Annotated in this window: 15 protein-coding genes and 1 tRNA gene; 4 read left to right on the top strand and 12 right to left on the bottom strand. The window is 67.6% G+C overall.

Going from position 1 to position 20,645, the window contains the following annotated elements:
- Positions 1-2: 2 nt before the first annotated feature.
- From drmD to ftsH, 8 genes are all read right to left on the bottom strand, one after another.
- Complete coding sequence (drmD, locus tag CYAGR_RS05990) at positions 3-3,341, bottom strand: DISARM system SNF2-like helicase DrmD (protein ID WP_015108894.1); 3,339 nt, start codon at positions 3,339-3,341, stop codon at positions 3-5.
- A gap of 398 nt (positions 3,342-3,739) precedes the next feature.
- Positions 3,740-3,973, bottom strand: coding sequence for a MerR family transcriptional regulator (locus CYAGR_RS05985; RefSeq protein ID WP_015108893.1), 234 nt, complete (start codon positions 3,971-3,973; stop codon positions 3,740-3,742).
- Positions 3,974-4,049: 76 nt separating this feature from the next.
- Positions 4,050-5,183 (bottom strand): site-specific integrase, encoded by a 1,134-nt coding sequence (locus tag CYAGR_RS05980; RefSeq protein ID WP_156818400.1) that lies wholly within the window; start codon positions 5,181-5,183, stop codon positions 4,050-4,052.
- A gap of 198 nt (positions 5,184-5,381) precedes the next feature.
- Positions 5,382-5,454: transfer RNA gene (locus tag CYAGR_RS05975), tRNA-Ala, on the bottom strand.
- Positions 5,455-5,517: 63 nt separating this feature from the next.
- On the bottom strand, positions 5,518-6,132 hold the full coding sequence (gene lexA, locus CYAGR_RS05970) for a transcriptional repressor LexA (protein ID WP_015108891.1): 615 nt from the start codon (positions 6,130-6,132) through the stop codon (positions 5,518-5,520).
- Between the two features lie 83 nt (positions 6,133-6,215).
- On the bottom strand, positions 6,216-7,178 hold the full coding sequence (gene argF, locus CYAGR_RS05965; RefSeq protein WP_015108890.1) for an ornithine carbamoyltransferase: 963 nt from the start codon (positions 7,176-7,178) through the stop codon (positions 6,216-6,218).
- A gap of 46 nt (positions 7,179-7,224) precedes the next feature.
- The gene (locus tag CYAGR_RS05960; protein ID WP_172637153.1) at positions 7,225-8,760 is read right to left on the bottom strand and encodes a hypothetical protein; all 1,536 of its coding nucleotides are present in this window, start codon (positions 8,758-8,760) and stop codon (positions 7,225-7,227) included.
- 70 nt (positions 8,761-8,830) lie between these two features.
- A complete protein-coding gene (ftsH, locus tag CYAGR_RS05955; protein WP_015108888.1) occupies positions 8,831-10,723 on the bottom strand; it encodes an ATP-dependent zinc metalloprotease FtsH in 1,893 nt (630 codons plus the stop codon).
- Positions 10,724-10,851: 128 nt separating this feature from the next.
- Here ftsH and CYAGR_RS05950 point away from each other — a divergent pair, with 128 nt between their 5' ends.
- The 4 genes from CYAGR_RS05950 (at position 10,852) to CYAGR_RS18180 (ending at position 14,693) form a co-directional block, all read left to right on the top strand.
- The gene (locus tag CYAGR_RS05950) at positions 10,852-11,556 is read left to right on the top strand and encodes an SOS response-associated peptidase (protein WP_015108887.1); all 705 of its coding nucleotides are present in this window, start codon (positions 10,852-10,854) and stop codon (positions 11,554-11,556) included.
- 27 nt (positions 11,557-11,583) lie between these two features.
- Positions 11,584-11,838 carry a Nif11-like leader peptide family RiPP precursor gene (locus CYAGR_RS05945; protein ID WP_015108886.1) on the top strand — a complete coding sequence of 85 codons (255 nt, stop codon included), beginning with the start codon at positions 11,584-11,586 and terminating at the stop codon, positions 11,836-11,838.
- A 5-nt stretch (positions 11,839-11,843) separates the two neighbouring features.
- Positions 11,844-12,326: a DUF427 domain-containing protein gene (locus tag CYAGR_RS05940; RefSeq protein ID WP_015108885.1), complete on the top strand. Its 483-nt coding sequence runs from the start codon at positions 11,844-11,846 to the stop codon at positions 12,324-12,326.
- 795 nt (positions 12,327-13,121) lie between these two features.
- The gene (locus CYAGR_RS18180; RefSeq protein ID WP_156818398.1) at positions 13,122-14,693 is read left to right on the top strand and encodes a hypothetical protein; all 1,572 of its coding nucleotides are present in this window, start codon (positions 13,122-13,124) and stop codon (positions 14,691-14,693) included.
- Positions 14,694-15,450: 757 nt separating this feature from the next.
- Here the strand turns inward: CYAGR_RS18180 and CYAGR_RS05935 are convergent.
- Genes CYAGR_RS05935 through CYAGR_RS05920 form a run of 4 tightly spaced genes read right to left on the bottom strand, consistent with a single transcriptional unit; the run spans position 15,451 to position 20,611 of the window.
- Positions 15,451-16,491 carry a glycosyltransferase family 61 protein gene (locus CYAGR_RS05935; RefSeq protein WP_015108882.1) on the bottom strand — a complete coding sequence of 347 codons (1,041 nt, stop codon included), beginning with the start codon at positions 16,489-16,491 and terminating at the stop codon, positions 15,451-15,453.
- A 6-nt stretch (positions 16,492-16,497) separates the two neighbouring features.
- Entirely contained in the window at positions 16,498-17,601 is a 1,104-nt protein-coding gene (gene ribD, locus CYAGR_RS05930) for a bifunctional diaminohydroxyphosphoribosylaminopyrimidine deaminase/5-amino-6-(5-phosphoribosylamino)uracil reductase RibD (protein ID WP_043326641.1), read from the bottom strand.
- Positions 17,598-18,107, bottom strand: a complete 510-nt coding sequence (locus CYAGR_RS05925; RefSeq protein WP_015108880.1) for a DUF3122 domain-containing protein — start codon at positions 18,105-18,107, stop codon at positions 17,598-17,600. Before CYAGR_RS05925 ends, ribD begins: the two co-directional genes overlap by 4 nt.
- Positions 18,104-20,611 carry a GH116 family glycosyl hydrolase gene (locus CYAGR_RS05920; protein ID WP_015108879.1) on the bottom strand — a complete coding sequence of 836 codons (2,508 nt, stop codon included), beginning with the start codon at positions 20,609-20,611 and terminating at the stop codon, positions 18,104-18,106. Before CYAGR_RS05920 ends, CYAGR_RS05925 begins: the two co-directional genes overlap by 4 nt.
- Between the last annotated feature and the right edge of the window lie 34 nt (positions 20,612-20,645).

Genomic DNA, 20,645 nt, shown 5'->3' with positions numbered 1-20,645 from the left:
GGTTATCCGCTGATCGGCCAGAGGTACACCAGCCCCGCCGGCTCCAGGCGGTGGGTCACCACGCGGTAGCTGTCCTGGATGCGCCGGGGTTCGCTGCTGAGTTCGGCTTCGATCGTCTCCAGGCGCCGTGCCCAGTGACGCTGATCGGCGGCCAGCTGGCGGCGTTCTTGGCTGGAGAGCTTTTCCAGATCAAGGGCCGGAACATCGATCTGCTCAGCCAGGCCAGGGATGAGGGCCGTGGGATCGGCATCGGCCACCTTTCTGTCGAGCTTGGCCAGCTCTCGGGTGCGTTGGCGCAGGGTGGCGTTGATCCGCTTGCGCTGGGTGCGCAGCACCTCCTTGAGGGCATCGGCCTCTGTGGCAGCGCGTTGGTTGAGCAAGGCGGTGGCCTCCCGCAGCGCCGCTTCCGATTGCTGCTGGAGCAGGGGCAGAAGGGCCTCCACATGCTCCTGGGCCAGTGTCTGAAAGTGGCTGGTGTCCGATACGGGCAAGCGTCCAGTGTCCGCCTCCGCCAGCGCCTCCTGCAGCAGGCCCCAGGTGGCTGCGGGGCTTGATCCCGGTAGCGGCCGTAGCGCCCTCGGGCTGCTGTCGCCGGGATGCCACTCGGCCGCCACGGTGATCAGCTCGTCGTGCAGGCGGGCCGCGCCCTGGCCAAACAGCGACAACCGTCCCAGCACCACCACCTTGGGCTGGGGATCGCGACTCGGCAGCACACAGGCACGGCTCAGTTCATGGTGCAGGAAGCCCTGGCTGAGGAATCGGCTGAGCAGCCGCTGCGACAGCCGGTGCTCCAAATGCAGGTGCACCGCCTCGGCGCTGAGCCGGCCAGGATCGCTGAAGATCACCGGTCGCACCGGATGCTCCTGCCGCCAGTCGTTCAGATAGGCCTTGGCCGGCTTCACACCCCGCAGGCTGTCGAGCGTGTTTGCCCAGCTCTTGTCCCGCGTCTGGGCCACTAGCTCCTCCGGCTTGGCCAGGCGCCAGCAGGGCTGGCCCCGCTCATCGGTGTGGGCCTCCAGGCCCGTCACACCCAGCAGCTCCAGCGAGCAGTTCAGGGCCTGGCGGAAGCGGTCTTTGGCGAAGGCCAGCCAGGTCTTCGATTTGGCCAGCAGCTTCCTCAGGGCAACCTGCTGCTGCTGCAGTTCGGACACCCGACGACTGGCTTCCAGCTCCTGGCGCGCCTTGTTCAGCAAGGCACCGCGCGCGTTGCTCGCTGCGTCCATCCCCTCCAGCTGCCCCTGCAGGGCATCGAGCTGCTCCAGGTCGATTCCGCCCTCAAGGGCCTCATCCACCTGCCGCTGCACCAGCGGTGACAGCGAACCCAGTTCCTGACGGATTACCTCGGTCTTCCGCACCAGCACTTCCATCACCCGGTCCTCCGGGCGGTCCTCCAGCAGGAAGTAGTGGCACCACACCTGAGGCGCCCGCTGCAGCTTGCGGTCGATGCGGCCGTTGCGCTGCTCCAGCTTGCTGGGGTTCCAGGGGATGTCGAAGTGGATTAGATGCCGGCAGTGGTTCTGCAGGTTCACGCCCTCCCGGGCCGCATCGGTGGCGATCAGGATGCGCAGGGGCTCCTGGTCGGGGTCGGCATTGAACTGGGCCTTGAGCCGTTCGCGGTTCTCCTCACTCATGCCACCGCTGAAGCTCGCCACCCGCCGGTCGGTTTCCCTCTCGCCCAGCAGTTGGCTGAGCTGCCGCTCCAGATAGCGCTTCGTATCCACGTAGTCGGTGAAGATCAGCAGCCGGGTGGGCTGCCATTGCAGATCCGCCGTTCCAAGGCCCGGACACAGATGTTGTTTCAGCCATTCCGCCAGCTTCTCGATACGGGGATCGGGGCGGCTGCGATGGGCGGCGGCGATCGTTGCCATCTGCTCCAGCAGCTGCCGATCGCTCTGGTCGGCGGCGAGGGTCTGACGCAGGGCCGAACGGATCTGGGCTTCCTCCAGATTGAGCACCTCGTCGTCGCTGAGTTCCGCCAGGTCGCTGTCGGCGCTGACGCCGCCGTCGAGCAGCTCCAGTTGGGCATCGCGTTGCTGCTGTTGCTTGCTCTCCAGGGTCCGTTGGTGCACCGCCAGGGTGCGGGCGAACGCCTCCACCGAGCTGAGCAGACGCTTCTGCAGGTTGGTAATCACCAGCCGGTCGGCATTCAGCTGGCGCTTGCTGGCACCCTCCGCCAGTAGACGGCGCTCCCGCTGCCGGCGGTACTGCTGCAGTAGCTGCGACAGGACCAGCTCCGGCGTGTCAGCAGCCAGGGAGCCCTTCGGGATGAGGATCGGTTCGACGATCCGCTCGGGGAAGTCCTCGCCGATGCGCCGCAGGTCATCCTTCAGACGGCGCACCAGAACGGCATCCAGGTCGGCCTGATCGAACGGCACCCCACGGGTGAAACGGGCCGGGTCGAGCAGCTCCAGCAGCGCCGTGAAGCTGTTGCTGTGGCCGTTGTGGGGCGTGGCGCTCAGGAAGATGCGGTGCTCGAAACGTGGTGCCAGGTCCCGCAGGCTGCGGGTCAGCCCGGAATCGATCGCATAGCGAAGGCTGTTGCTGGCCGGGGCGGCGTTGTGGGCCTCATCAAGAATCAGCAGGCTCTGCAGCGGCGCTTGGTCCTGATCGCCGCGGCCCTGCTCCAGCCAGTCGATCAGAGGGGCGGCGTAGTCGCTGTTGCGCAGCAGCGCATGGGAGATCAGAAAGCGGCTGCCTGTGCTCCAGGGATTGGTGCCGTAGCCCCGCTCCTGGCGCACCTTGGCCACATAAGCCCGGTCCATCACGGTGAAGGCCAGTCCGAAGCGGTTGGCCATCTCCTCCTGCCACTGGCGCAGCACCGACGGCGGGCAGCTGATCACCACGCGGCGGATCCGCTGGCGCAGCAGCATCTCCCGCAGGATCAGCCCTGCCTCGATCGTCTTGCCCAGTCCCACGTCGTCGGCGATGAACAGGCCGACGCGGGGCATCTGCAGGGCCTTGCGCAGCGGTTCGAGCTGGTAGGCCTTCACGTCGATGCCGGCCCGGTAGGGGGCCTGGAACAGCTCGGGGTCTGTGGCGGTGACGCAGTTCCAGCGCAGGGTGTTGAGGTAGGCCGAGAACTGACGGGGCTGGTCGAAGCCCCGCTGGGCCACCACCTCCCAGCTGCTTTCCCCCAGTAGCTCGAAGTCGATCTCCCGCTCCAGGAACACCGTGAGCCGCTGGCCGATCGCCTGGTCTTCCATGCAGGCCATGGTCACGACCGTGTCGGCTCCGGCCTCCCGGGGCGGTTGCACGTCCTCCACCAGGTAGCGGCGGGTGCGGCAGCGCACCACGGCGCCGGGCTTTAGCCGGGCGCGGGTTCTTGTGGGGGTGACGGTCATCCGAGCCCTGACGACCGGTTCACGGGCTGTGGTTTCGCCGGAGTGGTGGTCACTGGTCAGGTCGAGGTGGAAATGACTATAGGAACGGTCGCAAACTTGTGCTTGGGACGACAGACAGGAAATAGCGCAGAGTTAGCGATGGCAAAAGGGAAGATGGCCCTCCACGATCCTGCCCACGACGGCTCGCTGCGCCTCCTGGTGATTCCGGTGATCAGAGGCCTGGAGCCTGATCGAGCCTGGTCGCATGGTTGTGGTGGAGCGGATTGTTGATGACTGTGTTGTCTCAGCTAAAGCCTTTGGTATTCATTCCGCAGAGGAGTTCTTTCTCTGGAGCGGATGGCAGTCAGCATGTACCACCTGTTGGCTGCTCTGGAAAGAAGGTGGGATTTACAGAAGGTTCAGGTGGGTCCAGGGCCTGGCCTGCCGTGGCACTGCCGCCAGCTCATTGCCTGCCTGCAGCCATTCACCTCCCACACCCGTGGGCTGTTCGGATAGGGGCCCCGGCGGCAATGGGTGCCTTCGATCAGGAACCCATCGCGATCGGCATAGCGCTTGAGCGTGTGGGGGCTGATGCCGAGGGCACGGGCGGCCTGGCTGGTGGGAAGCCAGAGTTCCTCATGGTGGCGGACCATCGGTCTGCTGCTGCATGCATACGCACAACAACGTATGTAGTGACTCCGAAAAGCGGGTCGGGCCCAGCCGGGTTGGTCAGGCTGCCGCGGCCCCGATCTTCTCGAAGGCCGCGTCGATGGTTTCCGCGTCGGTCCAGTTCCCGTAGTGCCGGCAGTGGGTCTGGAGGCTGTGCCCCATCAGGCTGGCGGTCAGCCTGGGGGCGAGCCCTCGCTGATGGGCCCGCAGGGCGTAGCCATGGCGGAGGCCATAGGGCGTCAGGAGTTCGCCTCTGAAGCGGGCCTCGGCCCGCAGCCGCTGCCATGCCGAGCGCCTTTCCAGGAACTGGTGGACAGCCGCTCCGGCCCCCTTGTTGTCGGTGCCGAGCGGCGGGAGTTCCTGGGTCTCCAGGAGGCTGAGCAGGCGGGTGCTTTCGCCCTCCATCGCTTCCGGGTCCAGCCCGCGTACCCGGCGAGGGGGGGTGCTTCCTCGGGCGGTGCGTTTGCGGTATTCCACAACGAGCCAGTTTCCGTCTGCTCGGCAGAACCGCAGCTCTACGGGCCGAAGCCCGAAGCAACCGATCAGTCCGATGGCCAAGCGCCAGCGGGGGTCTGTGATGGAATCCAGTAGGGCCACCAGTTGCCGATCCTTGATCGGAGTGCTGTCCCTGCGCAGGGAATCGGCCGAGCGCCTGCCGATGAAGTCCGCCAAGTCCTCTGGCGGTTTCCAGCGACTGGGTGCCCCTTGTTTCAGGGCAAAGCGCAGCAGCTGCGCGGTGTAGAGGACGCGCAGCTGCCGGCCCTTGCTGCCGGGTTCACCTCCGCAGGTCTGCACCAACCGCTCAAAAAGCTCTTGGGCATCCGCTGGGGCAGGGCTGGCCGCCAGCTCCGCCAAGAAGGCTTGCATCACCGGCTCGTACATCCGCTCGAAGGTGCTGGCCTTCACGGCGCCGCTGCTGAGCTTGAAGGACCGGAAGCCTTCCACCACCAGCTCCCAGTCGATGCGCGGCTGCGTGGCCGGCCCGGGAAGAGCCACCATGCCGGTCCGCTGGAGCAGGGCATGGGCCCGCTTGAGCCCAACCCCTTGCTCCGTCATCGCCGAACGAAGCTGGGCAACCGTCCCGAGCACGGCGGGGATGCACTCTCCGTTCCAGGGGATGGCGAGTGTCTGGGTTTCCCGGGTGCCTTCGGTGCTGCGGTGGCACAGCTGCACGTGGCCCCTCGCCTCCCACACCGTCCAGCCACGCCCGTTGTCCTGTTGGAGGGCGTGCCTAAGGGTGGTGATCCACCTGGGCTGACGGGGCCTTGCCGCTGCCATCGACTGGGGGCGTTTGCAAAATTGTTTGCAAAAACGCTGCCAAAAGCAAGTACCCGTTGGAGCGGACACCGGGCCGTTTGGGCGAGATCCCAGGTGGGGACTGGGAAAAACAAATGGAGCCAAGCGGACTCGAACCGCTGACCCCCTGCATGCCATGCAGGTGCTCTACCAGCTGAGCTATGGCCCCATTGGTGCGCCGGTTGCCCGGTGCTTGAGGAGCTTACAACGTGGTGGTGCGGGCCCCATCCCTTCAGACCTGACGCCAGACCGCCACCAGTCGGCCCTGCACGCTCACCTGGTCGGCGGGCAGGAGGATCGGTGCGTAGGCGGGGTTGGCGGCCTCCAGCCGCACCTGGGCCCCCTGGCGGTGGAAGTGCTTGAGGGTGGTGCCGCTGCCGGGCACCAAGGCGCTCACGATCGTGCCCTCCCGCAGCCTCGAGGGGTCGGCCACGGGCTCCATCAGCACCACGTCGCCATCGGCGATGTGGGCGTCCACCATCGAGTCGCCGTTGACGGTGAGGGCGAACAGGCCGCGGGTGTCGAGCACCGGGGCCAGATCGAGGTGCTCCTGCACGTCGTCGAAGGTCTCCACCAGGCCGCCGGCCGCCACGGCCCCGAGCACCGGGATGCCCGGGCGGCTTTCGCCGAGCAGCTGCAGGGTGCGGGCCTGGCCCTCCTGCCAGGTGATCCAGCCCTTCTGCTGCAGGTGGCGCAGGCGGCTCTGGATCGGCGCCGGGGAGCGCAGCCCCATCGCCTCCATCATCTGGCGGATGGAGGGGCTGTGGCGATGGCTGCCGATGTAGTCGGCGAGCCAGTCATAGAGCTCCCGCTGGGCCTCGGTGAGCTCCTGGTGGGTGGCGACCACGGACAGTACGGATGAACCACTCCCTTTCTGCCATCCCGCGGACGGTTTGTCCAGAGCCGGGCCTGGGCCCGCCGCTGGTGCGCTCAGTCGCCGACGCCCCCCAGCAGGGTGGCCAGCAGGGCCTGCTGCACGTGCAGGCGGTTCTCCGCCTGGTCGAACACCCGGCTGGCGGCCCCCTCGATCACCCCGGCGCTGATCTCCTCGCCGCGGTGGGCGGGGAGACAGTGCAGCACGATCGCCCGTGGGTCGGCCTCGGCCAGCAGGTCCTCGTCGAGGCACCAGCCGGCGAAGGCCTGCTCCCGCTGGGCCTGCTCCTCCTCCTGGCCCATCGAAGCCCACACATCGGTGTAGAGCACGTGGGCCCCCCGGGCCGTGGCCACGGGGTCCTGCAGCACCGTGATCGAGCTCTGTCCGCCGGTGAGGGCCCGGGCCTGCTCCACCACCGCCGGGCTGGGGGCGAAGCCGTCGGGGCTGCCGATGCGCACGTCCATCCCCAGCAGGGCCCCGACGAGCATCAGCGAGTGAGCCATGTTGTTGCCGTCGCCCACGTAGGCCAGGGTGAGGCCGTGCAGGTCGGTGGGGCCATGGCCGAAGCGCTCCTGGATCGTCAGGGCATCGGCCAGGGCCTGGCAGGGGTGCTCCAGGTCGGTGAGGGCGTTGATGACCGGGATCGAGGCCCAGTGGGCGTAGTCGACCAGGTCCTCCTGGGCGAAGGTGCGGATCGCCAGGGCATCGCAGTAGCGGCTCAGCACCCGGGCGGTGTCGGCGATCGGCTCGCCCCGGCCCACCTGGGTGACGGCCGGGTTGAGGTCGATCGTCTGGCCACCCAGCCGGGCCATGGCGACGATGAAGCTCACCCGGGTGCGGGTGGAGGCCTTGGAGAAGATCAGCCCCAGCACCCGGCCGGTCAGATCGATGCGCCGCTCGCCGCCCTTCAGCTGGCGGGCCAGCTCCAGCAGGGCCAGGGTCTGGGGACCGTCGAGGTCGGCCGAGGAGAGCAGATCGCCGCCCCTCAGGGCGGCGAGCGGGGCTGAGGGGGACACCATGGCCCACGTCCCAAAGAACCCTTATGCGAGATCGACCCCCCCCACGTCAAGGGGGACAGGGGCGCAGCCCGTGGCGTGCCGGCTGCGCCGGGCTGGTGTGGGGCAGCAGGATGAACGACTTGGCCGGCCAGGCTCCCGGCGCTTCCCAGCAGGCCAGCTGCGGGTTGGTGCCGCTCAGTTCCTTCATCTGTTCCCGGTTGCCGTGGAACGCCAGCAGCGGCTGCCGCAGGGGCATGGGGTCCGCTGGGTCCCGTTCCTCGAGATCCCGCAGCTGGCCGGGCCGGAAGTAGGTGCCCATCAGGGCATCGGGGCGCCAGCCCGTGCTCCAGCAGCCGCCCTCACAGAGGCCGGTGCTGTTCACGAAGGCCGCCATGCCCCGATAGTTCTCCAGTGGTGCCCGTTTGTCCGCCAGCATCCGCTGGCCGATCTGCAGCTGCAGCAGCAGCACGGCCACCAGCAGAACGGCCAGGGAGCTGCGGCGGAAGCGGCCCAGACCGGCAGCCAGCTCCCAGCCCGTCCCCACCAGATAGGCCACAGCCGGCAGCACCACGATGGTGTACCTGGCCTGGCTTATGGGCCTGATCGGATCGATCACCAGCATCAGCGCCAGGAACAGGCCGATCACGAGCAGCAGGTAGCGGGCCTCCCCCAGGGCCTGGGGCAGTTGGTGGGTCGGCTCCACCAGGAAGCGGCGCAGGTTCCGCCAGGAGCCGAAGGCGCAGCCGATCCCCACCGCCAGTCCGATCAGGCCCAGTTGGGCCAGCTGTCCCTGGTGGAGGTCCAGCAGGGGAAGCAGGCCGCGGCTGAACTGCATCAGGGTGCCGATGATCGGCTCCACCTCGATCCAGTCGATCCGTTCGAACTTGGCGCCCACCGGGCTGACCAGGCCATGGGTGAGGGGCGGCAGCAGCAGCAGCAGCCCCAGGACGGCCGCTTCCCGCCGTCGTCGCAGCACCCGTCCATCGGCGGCGCTCACCGCCAGCACCACCAGCACGAACAGCAGCGAGAAGTAATGCGTCAGCGACAGCAGCACGCAGGCGAGCCGGAATCCCCAGCGCAGGGCGGCCTCGTGGCGTCCTGTTCGCTGACGCAGCAGCAGGGCCGTGCCCAGCATCAGCGTCGACAGCGCCAATGAGAGGGCGTAACTGCGCGCCTCCTGGGCATAGAAGAGAAAGGAGGGGCTGGTGCCCAGGAAGGCCACCGTGGCCAGACGGCGACCGCTGCCGCGCCCGGAACTGCCCAGGGCCGCGGCCCCCAGGCCGAGAGCCGCGATCAGAAAGCTGAGGCTGCGGGTGGCGGTCTCCCCGCCGCCGAAGACCCCGATCCAGAGCTTCAGCAGGACCTGGTAGAGGGGGGGATGGGTGTCGGGGAGCAGCCAGTCGCGGAACAGCATGCCCCAGTCGGCGCTGCTGGCGGCCACCGACCAGATCTCATCGGACCAGTAGGAATAGGCCGTCGTCAGGCCCTGCCCGGCGAACCCGAGGCAGCACAGGATCAGGACGGCGGTCAGAAGCCGCCGGGGAGGCCGCTGGAGCGATCGGGTGGCGGGTGGGGGCGCCGATGGCTCTGTCCCGACCACCATCACATGGCTGAACTGAGACCAGTGCCGGGACATTAGGCCTGATTCCCAGGCCCGTCCCGGCGCCGGCGGCTCAGACGGCGGCTTCTTCGAGCACCGCCGCATCGGGCAGCTGGCTGGAGGCCAGCAGCTGCTTGAGTTCGTCGCCTTCGATCACCTCCTTCTCGAGGATCTTGTGGGAGATGGTCTCCAGCAGCTCGCGGTTGTGGTGCAGGATCGCCAGGGCCCGTTCGTGGGCCCGGTCCACCAGCCCGCGCACCTCCTTGTCGATCTCCAGGGCGGTGGCGTCGCTCACGGCCCGGCGGGGGTTGGAGTTCCCCCCCAGGAAGCGGCTGCCGCCCTGCTTGTCGTAGGCCAGGGGGCCGAGGGTTTCGCTCATGCCGTAGGTGCCGATCATCTGCTCGGCGATGTCGGTGGCCCGCTGCAGGTCGTTGGCGGCGCCGGTGGTGACCTCACCGAAGACCACCTCCTCGGCGGACCGCCCACCCAGCAGGGTGGCGATCTGGCCTTCGAGATCCTCCTTGGAATTGAGGAAGCGCTCCTCGGTGGGCAGCTGCAGGGTGTAGCCGAGAGCCGCCATGCCACGGGGCACGATCGAGATCTTCGCCACCTTGCTGCCGCCGGGCATCAGGTGCCCCACGATCGCGTGGCCCACCTCGTGGTACGCCACCACCTTCTTCTCGTCGGGCTGCAGCACCCGGCTCTTCTTCTCGAGGCCTGCCACCACCCGCTCGATGGCCTCGTTGAGATCCGCCTGCTCCACCGTTTTGCGGTAGGCACGGGCCGCCAGCAGGGCCGCCTCATTCACCAGGTTGGCCAGGTCAGCGCCGGCGAACCCGCTGGTGGCCTGGGCGATCTTGTCCAGATCCACCCCCTCGGCCAGCTTCACCTTCTTGCCGTAGATGTCGAGGATCATCTTGCGGCCGGAGAGGTCGGGACGATCGACCAGGACCTGGCGGTCGAAGCGGCCGGGGCGCAGCAGGGCGGCATCGAGGGTTTCGGGCTGGTTGGTGGCCGCCAGCACGATCACCGGCTTGTCCTGGGCGGTGAAGCCGTCCATCTCGGTGAGCAGCTGGTTGAGGGTCTGCTCCCGCTCGTCGTTGCCACCCACCACGCCCATGGAGCCCGAGCGGCTCTTGCCGATGGCGTCGAGTTCGTCAATGAAGATGATGCACGGGGCCTTCTTCTTGGCCTCCTCGAACAGGTCGCGCACCCGGGCGGCGCCGGCCCCCACGAACAGCTCCACGAATTCGGAGCCCGAAATGATGAAGAAGGGCACGCTGGCCTCACCGGCCACGGCCTTGGAGAGCAGGGTCTTGCCGGTGCCGGGGGGGCCCACCAGCAGCACCCCCTTGGGGATGCGGGCGCCGATGTCCATGTAGCGCTGCGGTGTCTTGAGGAAGTCGACGATCTCGGTGAGCTCGGTCTTGGCTTCGTCGACGCCGGCCACATCGGCGAAGGTGACCCGCGACTCCTCATCGGGCACGTAGACCTTGGCCTTCGACTTTGTGAAGCTCAGGGCCCCCTGGGCGCCGCCGCCCATGCCGCTGCGGCGGGCGAAGAACTGCAACACCAGGATGAAGATCAGCGGCGGCACCACCCAGCTCAGGGCCGTGGTGAGGAAGCTGGGCCGCTTCGGCGGCGCCGCGGCGAACTCGACCCCGTGCTGCTCCAGCCGCTGGGGCAGGTCCATGTCGAAGATCGGCGTGGTGGAGAGCACCGTGGGAGCGCCCTCCTCCGGGGGCTTGGTGAGCTCGTAGCGGATCTGGTCCTGGGTGATGTACGCCCGTTTGACGTTGTCGTCGTTCACCTGGTCGATGAACAGCGAGTAGGGCACCCGCGGCACCTGGGTGGCGGGGTTGGGAAGGAAATTGCTGAACAGCAGCAGCACGCCGAAGCCGATCAGGAGGAGATTGACAATTCCGAACCGCCTTGTGGGGCGGTTGTCGTCCTGACGGATGGCCATGCTGCGCAAAACGGCGTATGGGCCCAAGCTAGGTCTGGTCGCCTCCGGCCGGCCCCCCGCCGGGTCGGGAGAACCGAACGCCCGGCTCCCTTCCAGCGCCTTCCGCCCCCTCGGCCTCCCCGCCCACCATGTGCGGCCGCTACTCCCTCACCACCGCCCTCGACCGGTTGCTGCCGCGTCTGCGGGGCCCCCTGCCCCCGGGGCTGGAGGAGCACTATGCACCCCGCCCCCAGGTGCGGCCGGGCAAGCCGGTGCTGCTGCAGCGCCAGGAGCACGGGCACCCTCAGGTGACCCTCGCTCTCTGGGGGTTCGTGCCGGACTGGGCGCCGGACCCCCTCGCGACCCGCCGTCCCATCAACGCCCGCAGCGAGACGGTGGCGGAGAAGCCCTACTTCCGCGGCGCCTGGCGCCACCGCCGTGCCCTGATCCCCGCCGATGGCTTCTATGAATGGCAGCCGAGATCGGTGGACGGCCACAGTTTCAAGCAGCCGTGGCTGTTCCGCCGCCGCGACCGGCGGCCCTTCTGGCTCGGCGGGCTCTGGGACCGCTGGCTGGGGAAGGACGGCGGGGAGCTCGAGACCTGCGTCGTGCTCACCACCGCCCCCAACGACCTGCTGATGCGGGTGCACGACCGCATGCCGGTGGTCATTCCCGACGGGCTCGAGGAGGCCTGGCTGGAGCCCTCAGGCGGGCCGGCCCTGCGGGCCCTGGAGCCTTTGATGGCCCCCTGGGACCCGGCGCCGTGGGAGGCGGTGAAGCTGGAGAGGAGGCCGCAGGCTGCTCTTCAGCTCGATCTGCTGCCCGCCGCCGCCGCCGACCCCCCGGGCCGCTAGAGAGGGATGGCCCCTGACGCCGGTCCCATGAGCCTCGACCAGCTGGATGCCTTCCTGGCCCACGCCCGCGCCGATGCCGCCCTCGCCGACCGCCTCCACGATCCGGCTGATCCCCCCGACCTTGAGGCCTTTCTGGCCCTGGCCCGCGGCGCCGGTTTTGCCGTGGACGAGGCGGATGTGATCGCCGCCCAGCAGCGGGCCGAGGCCGACCTCACCGACGAGGAGCTGCAGGCCCGGGCCGGAGCCGAGGCGCGCCGCCTGCGGCATTTCATTCCCGGCTGACCGCCATGGCCGAAGCCGTCGCCGCCTACCCCCGCCCGCCGGCGCTGCTGCCCTGCAACCGACACGTGCGGGTGGAGGCCCTGGGTCGGGTGCTATGCGACACCCACCGCAGCCTGCGGGTGCTGGAGACGTACCACCCGCCGGTGTTCTACCTCTGCCCGGAGGATCTGGATCTCACCCTGCTGGAGCCCGCCGCCGGCTCCAGCTTCTGTGAGTGGAAGGGGGTGGCCCGTTACTTCGATCTGGTGGCCCCCGACGATGCGGGGGGAGAGCGCCGCCTTCGGCGGGCCCTCTGGTCGTACCCCTCGCCCACCCCGGCCTTCGAGCCCCTGGCCGGCTGGCTGGCCTGCTACCCGGCCCTGATGGACGGCTGCTGGGTGGACGGGGAGCGGGTGATCCCCCAGCCCGGCGGCTTCTACGGCGGCTGGATCACCTCCGACGTGGAGGGACCCTTCAAGGGCGATCCGGCCCACCCTGGGCTGATCTGAACGGGTGCCTGCCGAGGCCGGGTCGCCTTCAGGTGGCTCCCATTCCAGAAGCAGACGGCGACGGTCGGTCGAGAGGCGGCACCAGTCCGGGATCGAGTATGGGCGGGTTGAGAGGCTCGGTCCGGCGCAGGTCAGTGCCATGAAATTCCGGACGCCTGCACGACAGAGGCGCTGCCGCCATGGCAAAGGTGCCGAAGCCTGACATCGCCAGATTGCGGGCAAGACAACGGGACTGGAAACTTTCGTTGCCGCTTCCTTGCCTCAGCTCTTGATCGGAAACAGCCTCAGGACGGTTGCGAACAGGATGGTGAGTCTCGCCAGCAGTACTGGATGGTCAAGCCTCTTCTGCTCGTGGGGGTGTTCTCTCGAGCAGCCTGGCTTCACCGCCGCCAGGAACGGCCGTCCTTCTGGCCGGGGGGCTCTCGGACCGCTGGCTGGGGAAGAACGGGCGGAAGTCGATTCCGGTGTGGCGCTTATCACCAACCCAACGATGTCCTGCCCGGATCCACGAGCGTTGGCCGGTAGTGATCCCTGATGGGATTGGCTGGAGCCCCCAGATGGGCTGACACTGCGCGCTCTGGAGCTCTTGGAGGACCCTCAAAGGTGATGAAGCTTGAGAGGCTGCTGGAGGAAATTTGACCAGCATGGAAGCCCTCCGATTCCAACAATCAAACTTTCCCTACAATCCCTGTAGTACAGGCTTTCCTCATGTTGGCTTCTCTCCGCAGGCTTGTGCGCACTTCCCCTGTGCTGAGCCTCCGCTTGAGACCAACAATGAGAGCCGTTGCTTCAGTGGTGGATCCAGCCGAATGGATCCTGGTTGCCATTGTTGCTCTTGTCATTCTGTGGTTTGCCTGGATCGAATGGCCCGGCCTCCATAGCGATGCCACATTCTTTGCGCCACCCGTGATCAATGTGGCCACAGGCAAGGGTTGGAGTTTCGGAGGATATCTCCCCTTCTTCGTTCTCAAGGGCAACGATCTTTATGACTTCCACGGCCTTCTGCATATCCTCCTTTATGGTGTGCTGCTGCGTTGCAAGACCTGGGAATCTCTCAGCATCTGGATGGGGGTCGTCAACGCTTTCACTTTTCTCCTCTATTACGCGCTCTATCGGCGCTGTCTGCGAATCAGCGAGATCGGTATTCCATTTCTGGCTGTTCTCTTCGCGATCGTGCCGGTGGTGATCGCCATCGGCCTGCAAGGACGGCCCGAGCAACTGGCTCTTCCCCTGATGGCTCTTCCCCTGCTCCTCCATGGGCGTGTGCAGCCTTACGGAGCATGGCTAAGGGCCTCTGGAGCCATCACAGGTCTTGTGGTTCTTGCCTCTCCGCTCCTGGGTGCGGTTTATGCCGCAGGCCTTATAATTGCAAGCTGGATTCTCGATCCGCAGACCGTATTTCAGCGGCTTTTACATATAGCGATGGCGCTGCTGATTTTGGTTCTGACCGTGGTGCTGGTGATCGGTGCTTTCACGCCTTACGATGCTCTCTCCTGGGCGCTGCGGACAGTCCAGACGGGATCGATGGCCTTCGACTCCCGGAAATTCCTGTTCGGTTTCTGGGCCTATCGGTGGGGATTCACGATCATTGCGCCGCTTTGGAACTTGTTCACGATCTTCGCTCTTGGGGTCTCCGCATGGGCTTTAGCGCGTCTCCGCTACTTCCTTCCATTGGTATTCGGCATGATTGTGATCATGCTGGCGACCCCTCGCATGTTGGATTATGGCTTTCTGCCTTTCCTGCCGCTGGCCTTGTGCGGCCTCTGCTATCGCAATGCCTATATCTCTGTTGCTGATAAATGGCTTCCGGATCAGCGCTTTCTTCTGAAACTTGCTTCCATCTGGTCTCTTCTTTTCGCCTATGTAATGGTGGCCTGGCTTGTTATTTCTATCCATCCAGGTGTCCATTTCCATTCAGCTGCCACCTCCAGGCTTGCTCTTGAACAATGGCTCCCCCGTGAGCTAAGGGAGGATGGTTCTGTCGCTGTAGGATATCAAGGTTTACACAGGCCTAATCCCATCGTGCTTCTTGATCCAAAGATTCACGCTATCGATATTCGTATTCGCCCGGAACAGCGGGTCCAGGCGTCTCGCAGTGAAATGGCTAAGCTCGAAAGATATGAAAATGCTACGGGTGCGAAGGTGGAGTATTATCTATTCCAGCAGAAGTATCCTTTTCTTCGAGCGGATCTCCCCTCGGTTTTAAGTATTGGGGGTCGCGTTTTTCATTTGATTGATGACAACTGGACTGACTCTTATTCTCCTATTGAGAAGCTGGTTCGTCCTCGGGATCTGCCTAACGATTTTCGACTGGCTCTCTTCCGGTCTGTGGACGCAGCCAGGCCAGTGCGCGAGACGGGTGAATGATAGCTTGCTTCCTGTTATTTCTCAGTTGGATAGACAGGATGATTCGCGCGCTCCCCCTGTGGAGTCTCAAGCAGCTCGATGGCTTTCTGTCCACGACCCACACCCTTGCTTGATATCCCATGTGGAAGAACCGCTGGCCGTGCATGTCCACTTGATCTCCCAGCCTTCCTGTTCCTGGGGCCGCTCTTGTCGATTCGATTTGCAGGAGGCCGACGTGATCGCTGCCCTGCAACGGGCAGACGGCAACCTCAGTCATTAGGAAACCCAGGCGCGCACAGGCGAGGAAGCCCGCCTGCTGCCTGCTGAGGCATTACAGGTTGATGCCCACAGCCGAATATGTGGCCGACTACCCCTGCTTACTGGCCCCGGTTCTCTAGCCCTGACGTTCGGCTGGGTTCCAGGGCACCCCGCTGTGCGCAACCCGCACTAGCCTGCGGCTGCTAGGAACTTTCCATCCACCTGTCGATCATCTTATTCGCGAAGATCACGATCTGAGTCTCTTTGTGGCCGTGGCCGGTAAGAGATTGTGTGAATGGCTGGAGCTGGCACGGGTCTTCCATGCTGTTCAGGCACACCGCCCTGGTAGCGAGCTCCGGCGGAGCCGCCAGTTCCCCAGTCGCAGCAGGGCCCGATGCTTGCCCCTACCGGTGGTGGTCTGGATCAATCCACCGCCCCCGGTAAGGACTATCGAACCAGGTGCGCTGGTGAGGGTCGAATGTTCAACGGCGGGTTGTCATCTGCCCTGACAGCTTCCGCTTCAGAGGGTCATGGCCAGCCACTCCATAAGACGATCAATGTCCACTCGGATGTCATTGCTGCCTGGTACGTTCGGGCAGAGCAGAAAGCGGTAGTCGAGGCCATTGATGTCTGCGAGTTGGAAGTATTCAGGCCGTACGCCATGCTGAGCCTGGAACAGCTCCAGTAGATGGCCCCCGCGGGCATGCATCAGGTTCGTGAGGGCCCCGCCGTGGGGGGCGACGATATGGGTGGCGCCGCCGAAGAGGGTGATCTGCTCGGAGAGGGACAGGCGCTCGGCGCGCACGGCCACGAACCCGTGGGGCTCCAGGAGCTGCATCACCGCCTCCTCGTTTGCGATGTTGCGGTTGGGGGCACCGCGACGGGAGAGAAAGAGTCGTGATGGAGCCGATGCTCCCTGCTGAAGCGGAACCGCCTCGCTGAAGCGCCCGGCCAGCCGGCGAATGGCCCACGGGGAGATGGCATCGAAGGGGGCCCGGCCCCCGCGTTGCCAGCGGTGGGCCACCCCGGCGATCAGACGTCGGACCTGGAGACCCCCTCGTCCGGGGGCGCGATGGGGCAGCCGACGATCGGTTGCCACTCCCAGCAATGCGAGCGATTCCTCCTGCCAGGACAGGAGGCTGGTGGGCACGATCACGAGAGTCCGCTCTCCGGAACGGGAGCTGTGATCCTCGGCGGCGATGAGCCTCGGCAGGGCATCGAGAAACCAGTGGAAATAGGCCCCGGACCAGCGTCGGATGTCCACCAGGCTGCAGACCGGGGCGTCGATTCGCTCGGCCCTGGGCAGAAGACTGCGCAGAACCAGCCGCCGCCGCTGGGACACCGGCAGTTCCTTCAGATGCAGGGTCTCCTCGATGATCCTTTTGTCCCTGTCCACCCCCACCAGATCGGGCCCCACCAGCCGAGCGTCGTCGTGCACCCCGTAGGCCTGGGGATCGAGAGTGATCGGCTCGAGGTACTGAGCCAGCCGGCCGGTGGGTTGCTTCCAGGGGTCCTCCAGCCGGTACTGGCAGGTCTCGGGGCCACGGAGTTCAATCCACATCGCTGATCAGAGCGCCGTCCGGGTTCCTGGGATGGCCCAGCAGAGCAGGTCGTCGCCGATCCGGCCGACCTTAGCCAGAGGCCACAGTGATGTGGCATCGAGGCTGGTGTGCCCGAGGTCGCCCAGGGGAGTCCGGGCTGGGTGGCCACCCAGTAGCCGGGGCGCGATCACGGCTGCCACCTGCTGGATGCAGCCTTGGCGCAGCGCGGCCGCCGCCAGTTCCGGACCGCACTCCCAGAGCACCCGATTGCAACCGCGAGCCTCCAGCGCCTCTAGCAGCCTGGCCGGTTCACAGGCCCGCAGTTCCAGGCTTTCCGCCCCGGATCCGGCCAGCCTCCGACGTGCCTCCTGCGGCGCTCCCGGTCCATGGGCCACCAGGGTCGGCGCCCCGGAGGTGTCCCACAGGCGGGCCTTCTCCGGCAGGTCGAGGCTCCGGCTCAGCACCACCCGCAGGGGTTCGGGGCTGCGCTGCCCCCGGCTGGTGAGCAGGGGGTCGTCGGCCCGAACCGTGCCGCCGCCCACGATCACGGCATCGCAGCGGGCACGGAGGCGGTGCACCCAGGCACGGGCCTCCGGGCCACTGATCCACTGGCTGACACCGTTGGGCAGCGCCGTGCGCCCATCCAGGCTCATGGCCCATTTGAGGATCCCCAGGGGTCGGCCGGTGGCGATCCTGTGCAGAAAGGGCCGGTTGAGCCGGCGCGCCTCGGCCTCCCTCACCCCTGCGATCACCTCCAGGCCCGCCGCCCGCAGGCGGGCGCTGCCGCCGCCGGCCACCAGGGGGTTGGGGTCGGCCATGGCCAGCACCACCCGGGCAATGCCGGCGGCGATCACCGCCTCGCAACAGGGGGGTGTGCGGCCGTGGTGGCAGCAGGGTTCCAGGGTCACGACCAGGGTGCCGCCCCGGGCCCGCTCGCCCGCCTGGGCCAGGGCGCCCACCTCCGCATGGGCCTCCCCAGCCCGCGCATGGAATCCCTCCCCCACCAGCGTCCCGTCGGCATCCAGCACCACGGCGCCCACCAGGGGATTGGGGCTGGTGCGGCCTTCGGCGAGGGCGGCCAGCTGCAGGGCCCTGTCCATCCAGCGATGCCAGGGGGATCCGGGGCTCATGGGGCGGGCGCGTCCGGCAGGCGGCGCCATTCGGCCACCACGTAGGGGGGGACCGCCAGCTCGCTGAACACCCTCGGCAGCCGCAGGCGCAGGGGGCGGTTCTGCTCCAGATCGGCCAGCAGCGGCGCCAGGTCGAACTCGGCCGCGGCGGCGCGGTTGTCCCGGGCGAGGGCGGCACTGGCGAGGGTGACGTCCTCCAGGTCCCAGCGCAGCCGACCGCTGCGCACCTCGAGGGCGGTGGGGTGGTCGAGGCGCACCTTGCCGGGGTAGCCGACGATCCGCAGCCGCAACGCTCCCCCCGGCGGCCCTTCCCGGTAGGCCACCACCTGCCAGCTCTGGTCATCGAGGTCGCGCAGGCTCTCCAGGCTGCGCACCACCGGCGTGCCCTCGGCATCCGGGTGGGCGTGGACCTGGGCCAGGGCCGGTGCCGGCGCGATGGCCAGGATCAGGGCCAGCAGGGGGGCCAGCAGCAGCACCTCGATCCGCCCGCAGATCCGCTGGCTCATGGCTGGCGCTCGGCGCCGGGGATCGGCTGCCAGCCGGTGTGGGTCGCCCACAGGGCCCAGATCGCCATGGCCCGCAGGTAGTGGCAGGCGCGGAAGGTGCCGGCCGCGGTGATCGCCTCCGGTGTGCGGAACTGCAGGCCGCCCTCGTACACCTGGCGCACGACGGCACCGGTGATGGCGAAGGCGGTGCTGCTCTGTCCCATCAGCCGGTAGTAAGCGGCCAGGCCGAAGTTGATGCCGGTCCAGACCTCCAGCGGATGGGTTCCCTCGGGATCGAGGGGGGTGCCATCGCGGCGCAGGCCATTGGCCACCCCCAGACGGCCGCCCTCGAAGGACTCAAAGCAGGCCTGACGTATCGCCTTGAGGGAGGAGAGGGCGCGCTCGTCGGCCACCACCGGTGGCAGCGCCAGCAGCCGGGCGTAGAAGTCGCCGCAGAGCTGGTCGGCCATCACCACCGGGGTGCCGCTGCCGGCATCGATGGCGTAGTACTCGCCGTTCCAGAGCAGGGTATCGAAATGGCTTCGGGACTGCTCGAGCCAGCCGCCGAAGCGCCGTTGCTCCTCGGCAGTGTCGAGCCCCAGCTCCAGCTGGAGACGCTGGCCGATGGCCAGGGCCGCCTCCAGGGCAGCGATCCAGAGGGCGCCGCAGTAGGCGCTCACACCCTGCAGGGGCCAGTCGTCGAAGGTCTGGTCCGGGGCACCGCCGTTGTCGGGCAGTCCGTCGTCGTTGACGTCGAACTGCTTGAGGTAGTCGAGGGCGGTCACCGCCGCCGGCCAGCAGTCCGCCAGGAAACGGATGTCCGGTCCGCTGGGGGCCAGGCTGTAGGTGCGCCAGACCTGCAGCACGTAATCGCTGGCCAGGTCCTTCCAGAGGTTGCAGTCCTGGTAGGCGGTGTAGTTGGTGGCGTCGAAGGGGCGCTCGTTCGGGGCCCCGAGGTCGTGGGGGGTGGCGCCGGCCACCTTGCGGGCCGCCTCCACCCGGCCCCGCCCCTGGGTGAAATACCAGCCGATCGGCCGCGGCGTCGGATCGGCGGCCGGGATGGCGCGGGCGAAGCTGCGCAGCACCGCCTTGTCGAGCTCGGGCCACAGCTGCAGCAGGGCGAAGGAGCCGTACAGCCGCACGTCGAGGCTCTCGTACCAGGCGTAGTCGAGGCACTCGAGCACTCCGAAGCGGCCCACCGGATCGCCGGGGCTGGCGGCCGTCCAGAGGCTGCCGCCACTGGCCAGGTCGTAGAGCTCGTTGAGCAACGCCATGCGCAGCGGTTCCGCCAGGTCGTGGCGTTGCACCACCGGCGCCTGCCAGGCCTCGATCGCGGCCTGCCAGTCGCGCCAGTCGGCCAGGGCTTCGCCGGCGATGGCAGCGGCGCTGTCGCCTTCGGCGGAGAAGAAGTCGGTGTAGCGGCGCAGGGCCCGGGTGCCGGTGGCGAAGGCCGTCACGGGCAGGTCCCAGCTGATCACCACAGGAATCTCCAGCGAGGCGCCCGGCTCCAGCCGGAAGCGCACCGCCAGGGCGGCGCTGAGGGGATCGTCGCCGGTGCTGCGGCGGTCGTTGTCACTGTCGGGGATCGAGCCATCGCGGCTGAAGGGTTCCCAGAGTTCCGCCCCGTCACCGCTGGGATCCCAGCGGCTGCAGCGGAACACCTCCACCCCCGGGTGGTTCAGCGCCGCCTCGTCGGGTACCGCCAGGCACCACTGTCCTTCCCCTTCCGCCAGGGGCTGGGTGCGCTCCCCCTCCAGCAGCAGGCCCTTGAGGCCGGCCCCGTCGACCCAGCGGTTGCGCTGCCCCTTGCCGCGGCCGATCGCCGGCACGTAGTTGTGCTCCGGGCTGCCGTCATCCCGGAAGTGGACCTCCGCCGCCGGGTCGGTGTTGGTGAACCAGCCGACGGTGTTGCGCCAGCTCAGCAGCAGCGACAGCTCCAGCGGCTGATTCGTTGGGTTGCTGAACGTCCAGGCGAACACGGCGACCGGGTAGCTGGTGCGGCGGTAGTCGCCGGGGAGGATCGGGCTGAAGGCTTCGCAGCGCACGTCGGCGCTGAACACCGCGGCGTAGTGATGGGAGCTGATCGGGTAGCGCACCGCCACGGTGCCGCTGGGCTGCTCCGGGGTGGCGGCGGGGTACCAGTTCCAGGAGGCCAGCGGCGGGCCGGAGCCGGGGCGGGAATCGTCGGCCTGGGGCGCTGTGGCCAGGGCATGGGCCCGCCGCCCGTCGCCGTCCTGCTCGAAAAGGGCGAACTGGCAGTCGGGCAGCACGCCGAACCAGTGCTCCCCCCCGTCGAGGTGCCAGAGGTTGAAGGCGCCGTCGAGGCCCCGCCCCAGGCAGCCGGCGCCGAAGCCCCCCAGGGGCATGCCGTGGTTGGGGCCGTCGTCGAGGTTGCTGGCGTAGCGCACCGTGTAGGGCTGGCTCCAGCCCTGGCCGAACGGCCGCGACCAGCTGGCCTCGGGGGGCTGCCAGGGACCCCTGCCGCGCCGCAGGTTCTGGAGAGCGGAGAGGCCGAAGGGCACCATGGGGCCAGACGAAGTGGGCCCAGCTTGTCAGAGC

Origin of the sequence: Cyanobium gracile PCC 6307 (genome assembly GCF_000316515.1) — a bacterium.
GTDB lineage: Bacteria > Cyanobacteriota > Cyanobacteriia > PCC-6307 > Cyanobiaceae > Cyanobium > Cyanobium gracile.
Note: the sequence above shows the minus strand (reverse complement) of the source record. Positions and strands in the feature narration are given on the sequence as shown.

Coding starts and splice junctions, on each gene's coding strand:
- ribD (WP_043326641.1), bottom strand. CDS start 17,601: ATGAGCCCCGGATCCCCCTGGCATCGCTGGATGGACAGGGCCCTGCAG.
- CYAGR_RS05945 (WP_015108886.1), top strand. CDS start 11,584: ATGAGCCTCGACCAGCTGGATGCCTTCCTGGCCCACGCCCGCGCCGAT.
- ftsH (WP_015108888.1), bottom strand. CDS start 10,723: ATGGCCATCCGTCAGGACGACAACCGCCCCACAAGGCGGTTCGGAATT.
- CYAGR_RS05940 (WP_015108885.1), top strand. CDS start 11,844: ATGGCCGAAGCCGTCGCCGCCTACCCCCGCCCGCCGGCGCTGCTGCCC.
- CYAGR_RS05925 (WP_015108880.1), bottom strand. CDS start 18,107: ATGAGCCAGCGGATCTGCGGGCGGATCGAGGTGCTGCTGCTGGCCCCC.
- argF (WP_015108890.1), bottom strand. CDS start 7,178: ATGGTGTCCCCCTCAGCCCCGCTCGCCGCCCTGAGGGGCGGCGATCTG.
- CYAGR_RS05920 (WP_015108879.1), bottom strand. CDS start 20,611: ATGGTGCCCTTCGGCCTCTCCGCTCTCCAGAACCTGCGGCGCGGCAGG.
- CYAGR_RS05985 (WP_015108893.1), bottom strand. CDS start 3,973: ATGGTCCGCCACCATGAGGAACTCTGGCTTCCCACCAGCCAGGCCGCC.
- CYAGR_RS05935 (WP_015108882.1), bottom strand. CDS start 16,491: ATGTGGATTGAACTCCGTGGCCCCGAGACCTGCCAGTACCGGCTGGAG.
- drmD (WP_015108894.1), bottom strand. CDS start 3,341: ATGACCGTCACCCCCACAAGAACCCGCGCCCGGCTAAAGCCCGGCGCC.
- CYAGR_RS05960 (WP_172637153.1), bottom strand. CDS start 8,760: ATGGTGGTCGGGACAGAGCCATCGGCGCCCCCACCCGCCACCCGATCG.
- CYAGR_RS05950 (WP_015108887.1), top strand. CDS start 10,852: ATGTGCGGCCGCTACTCCCTCACCACCGCCCTCGACCGGTTGCTGCCG.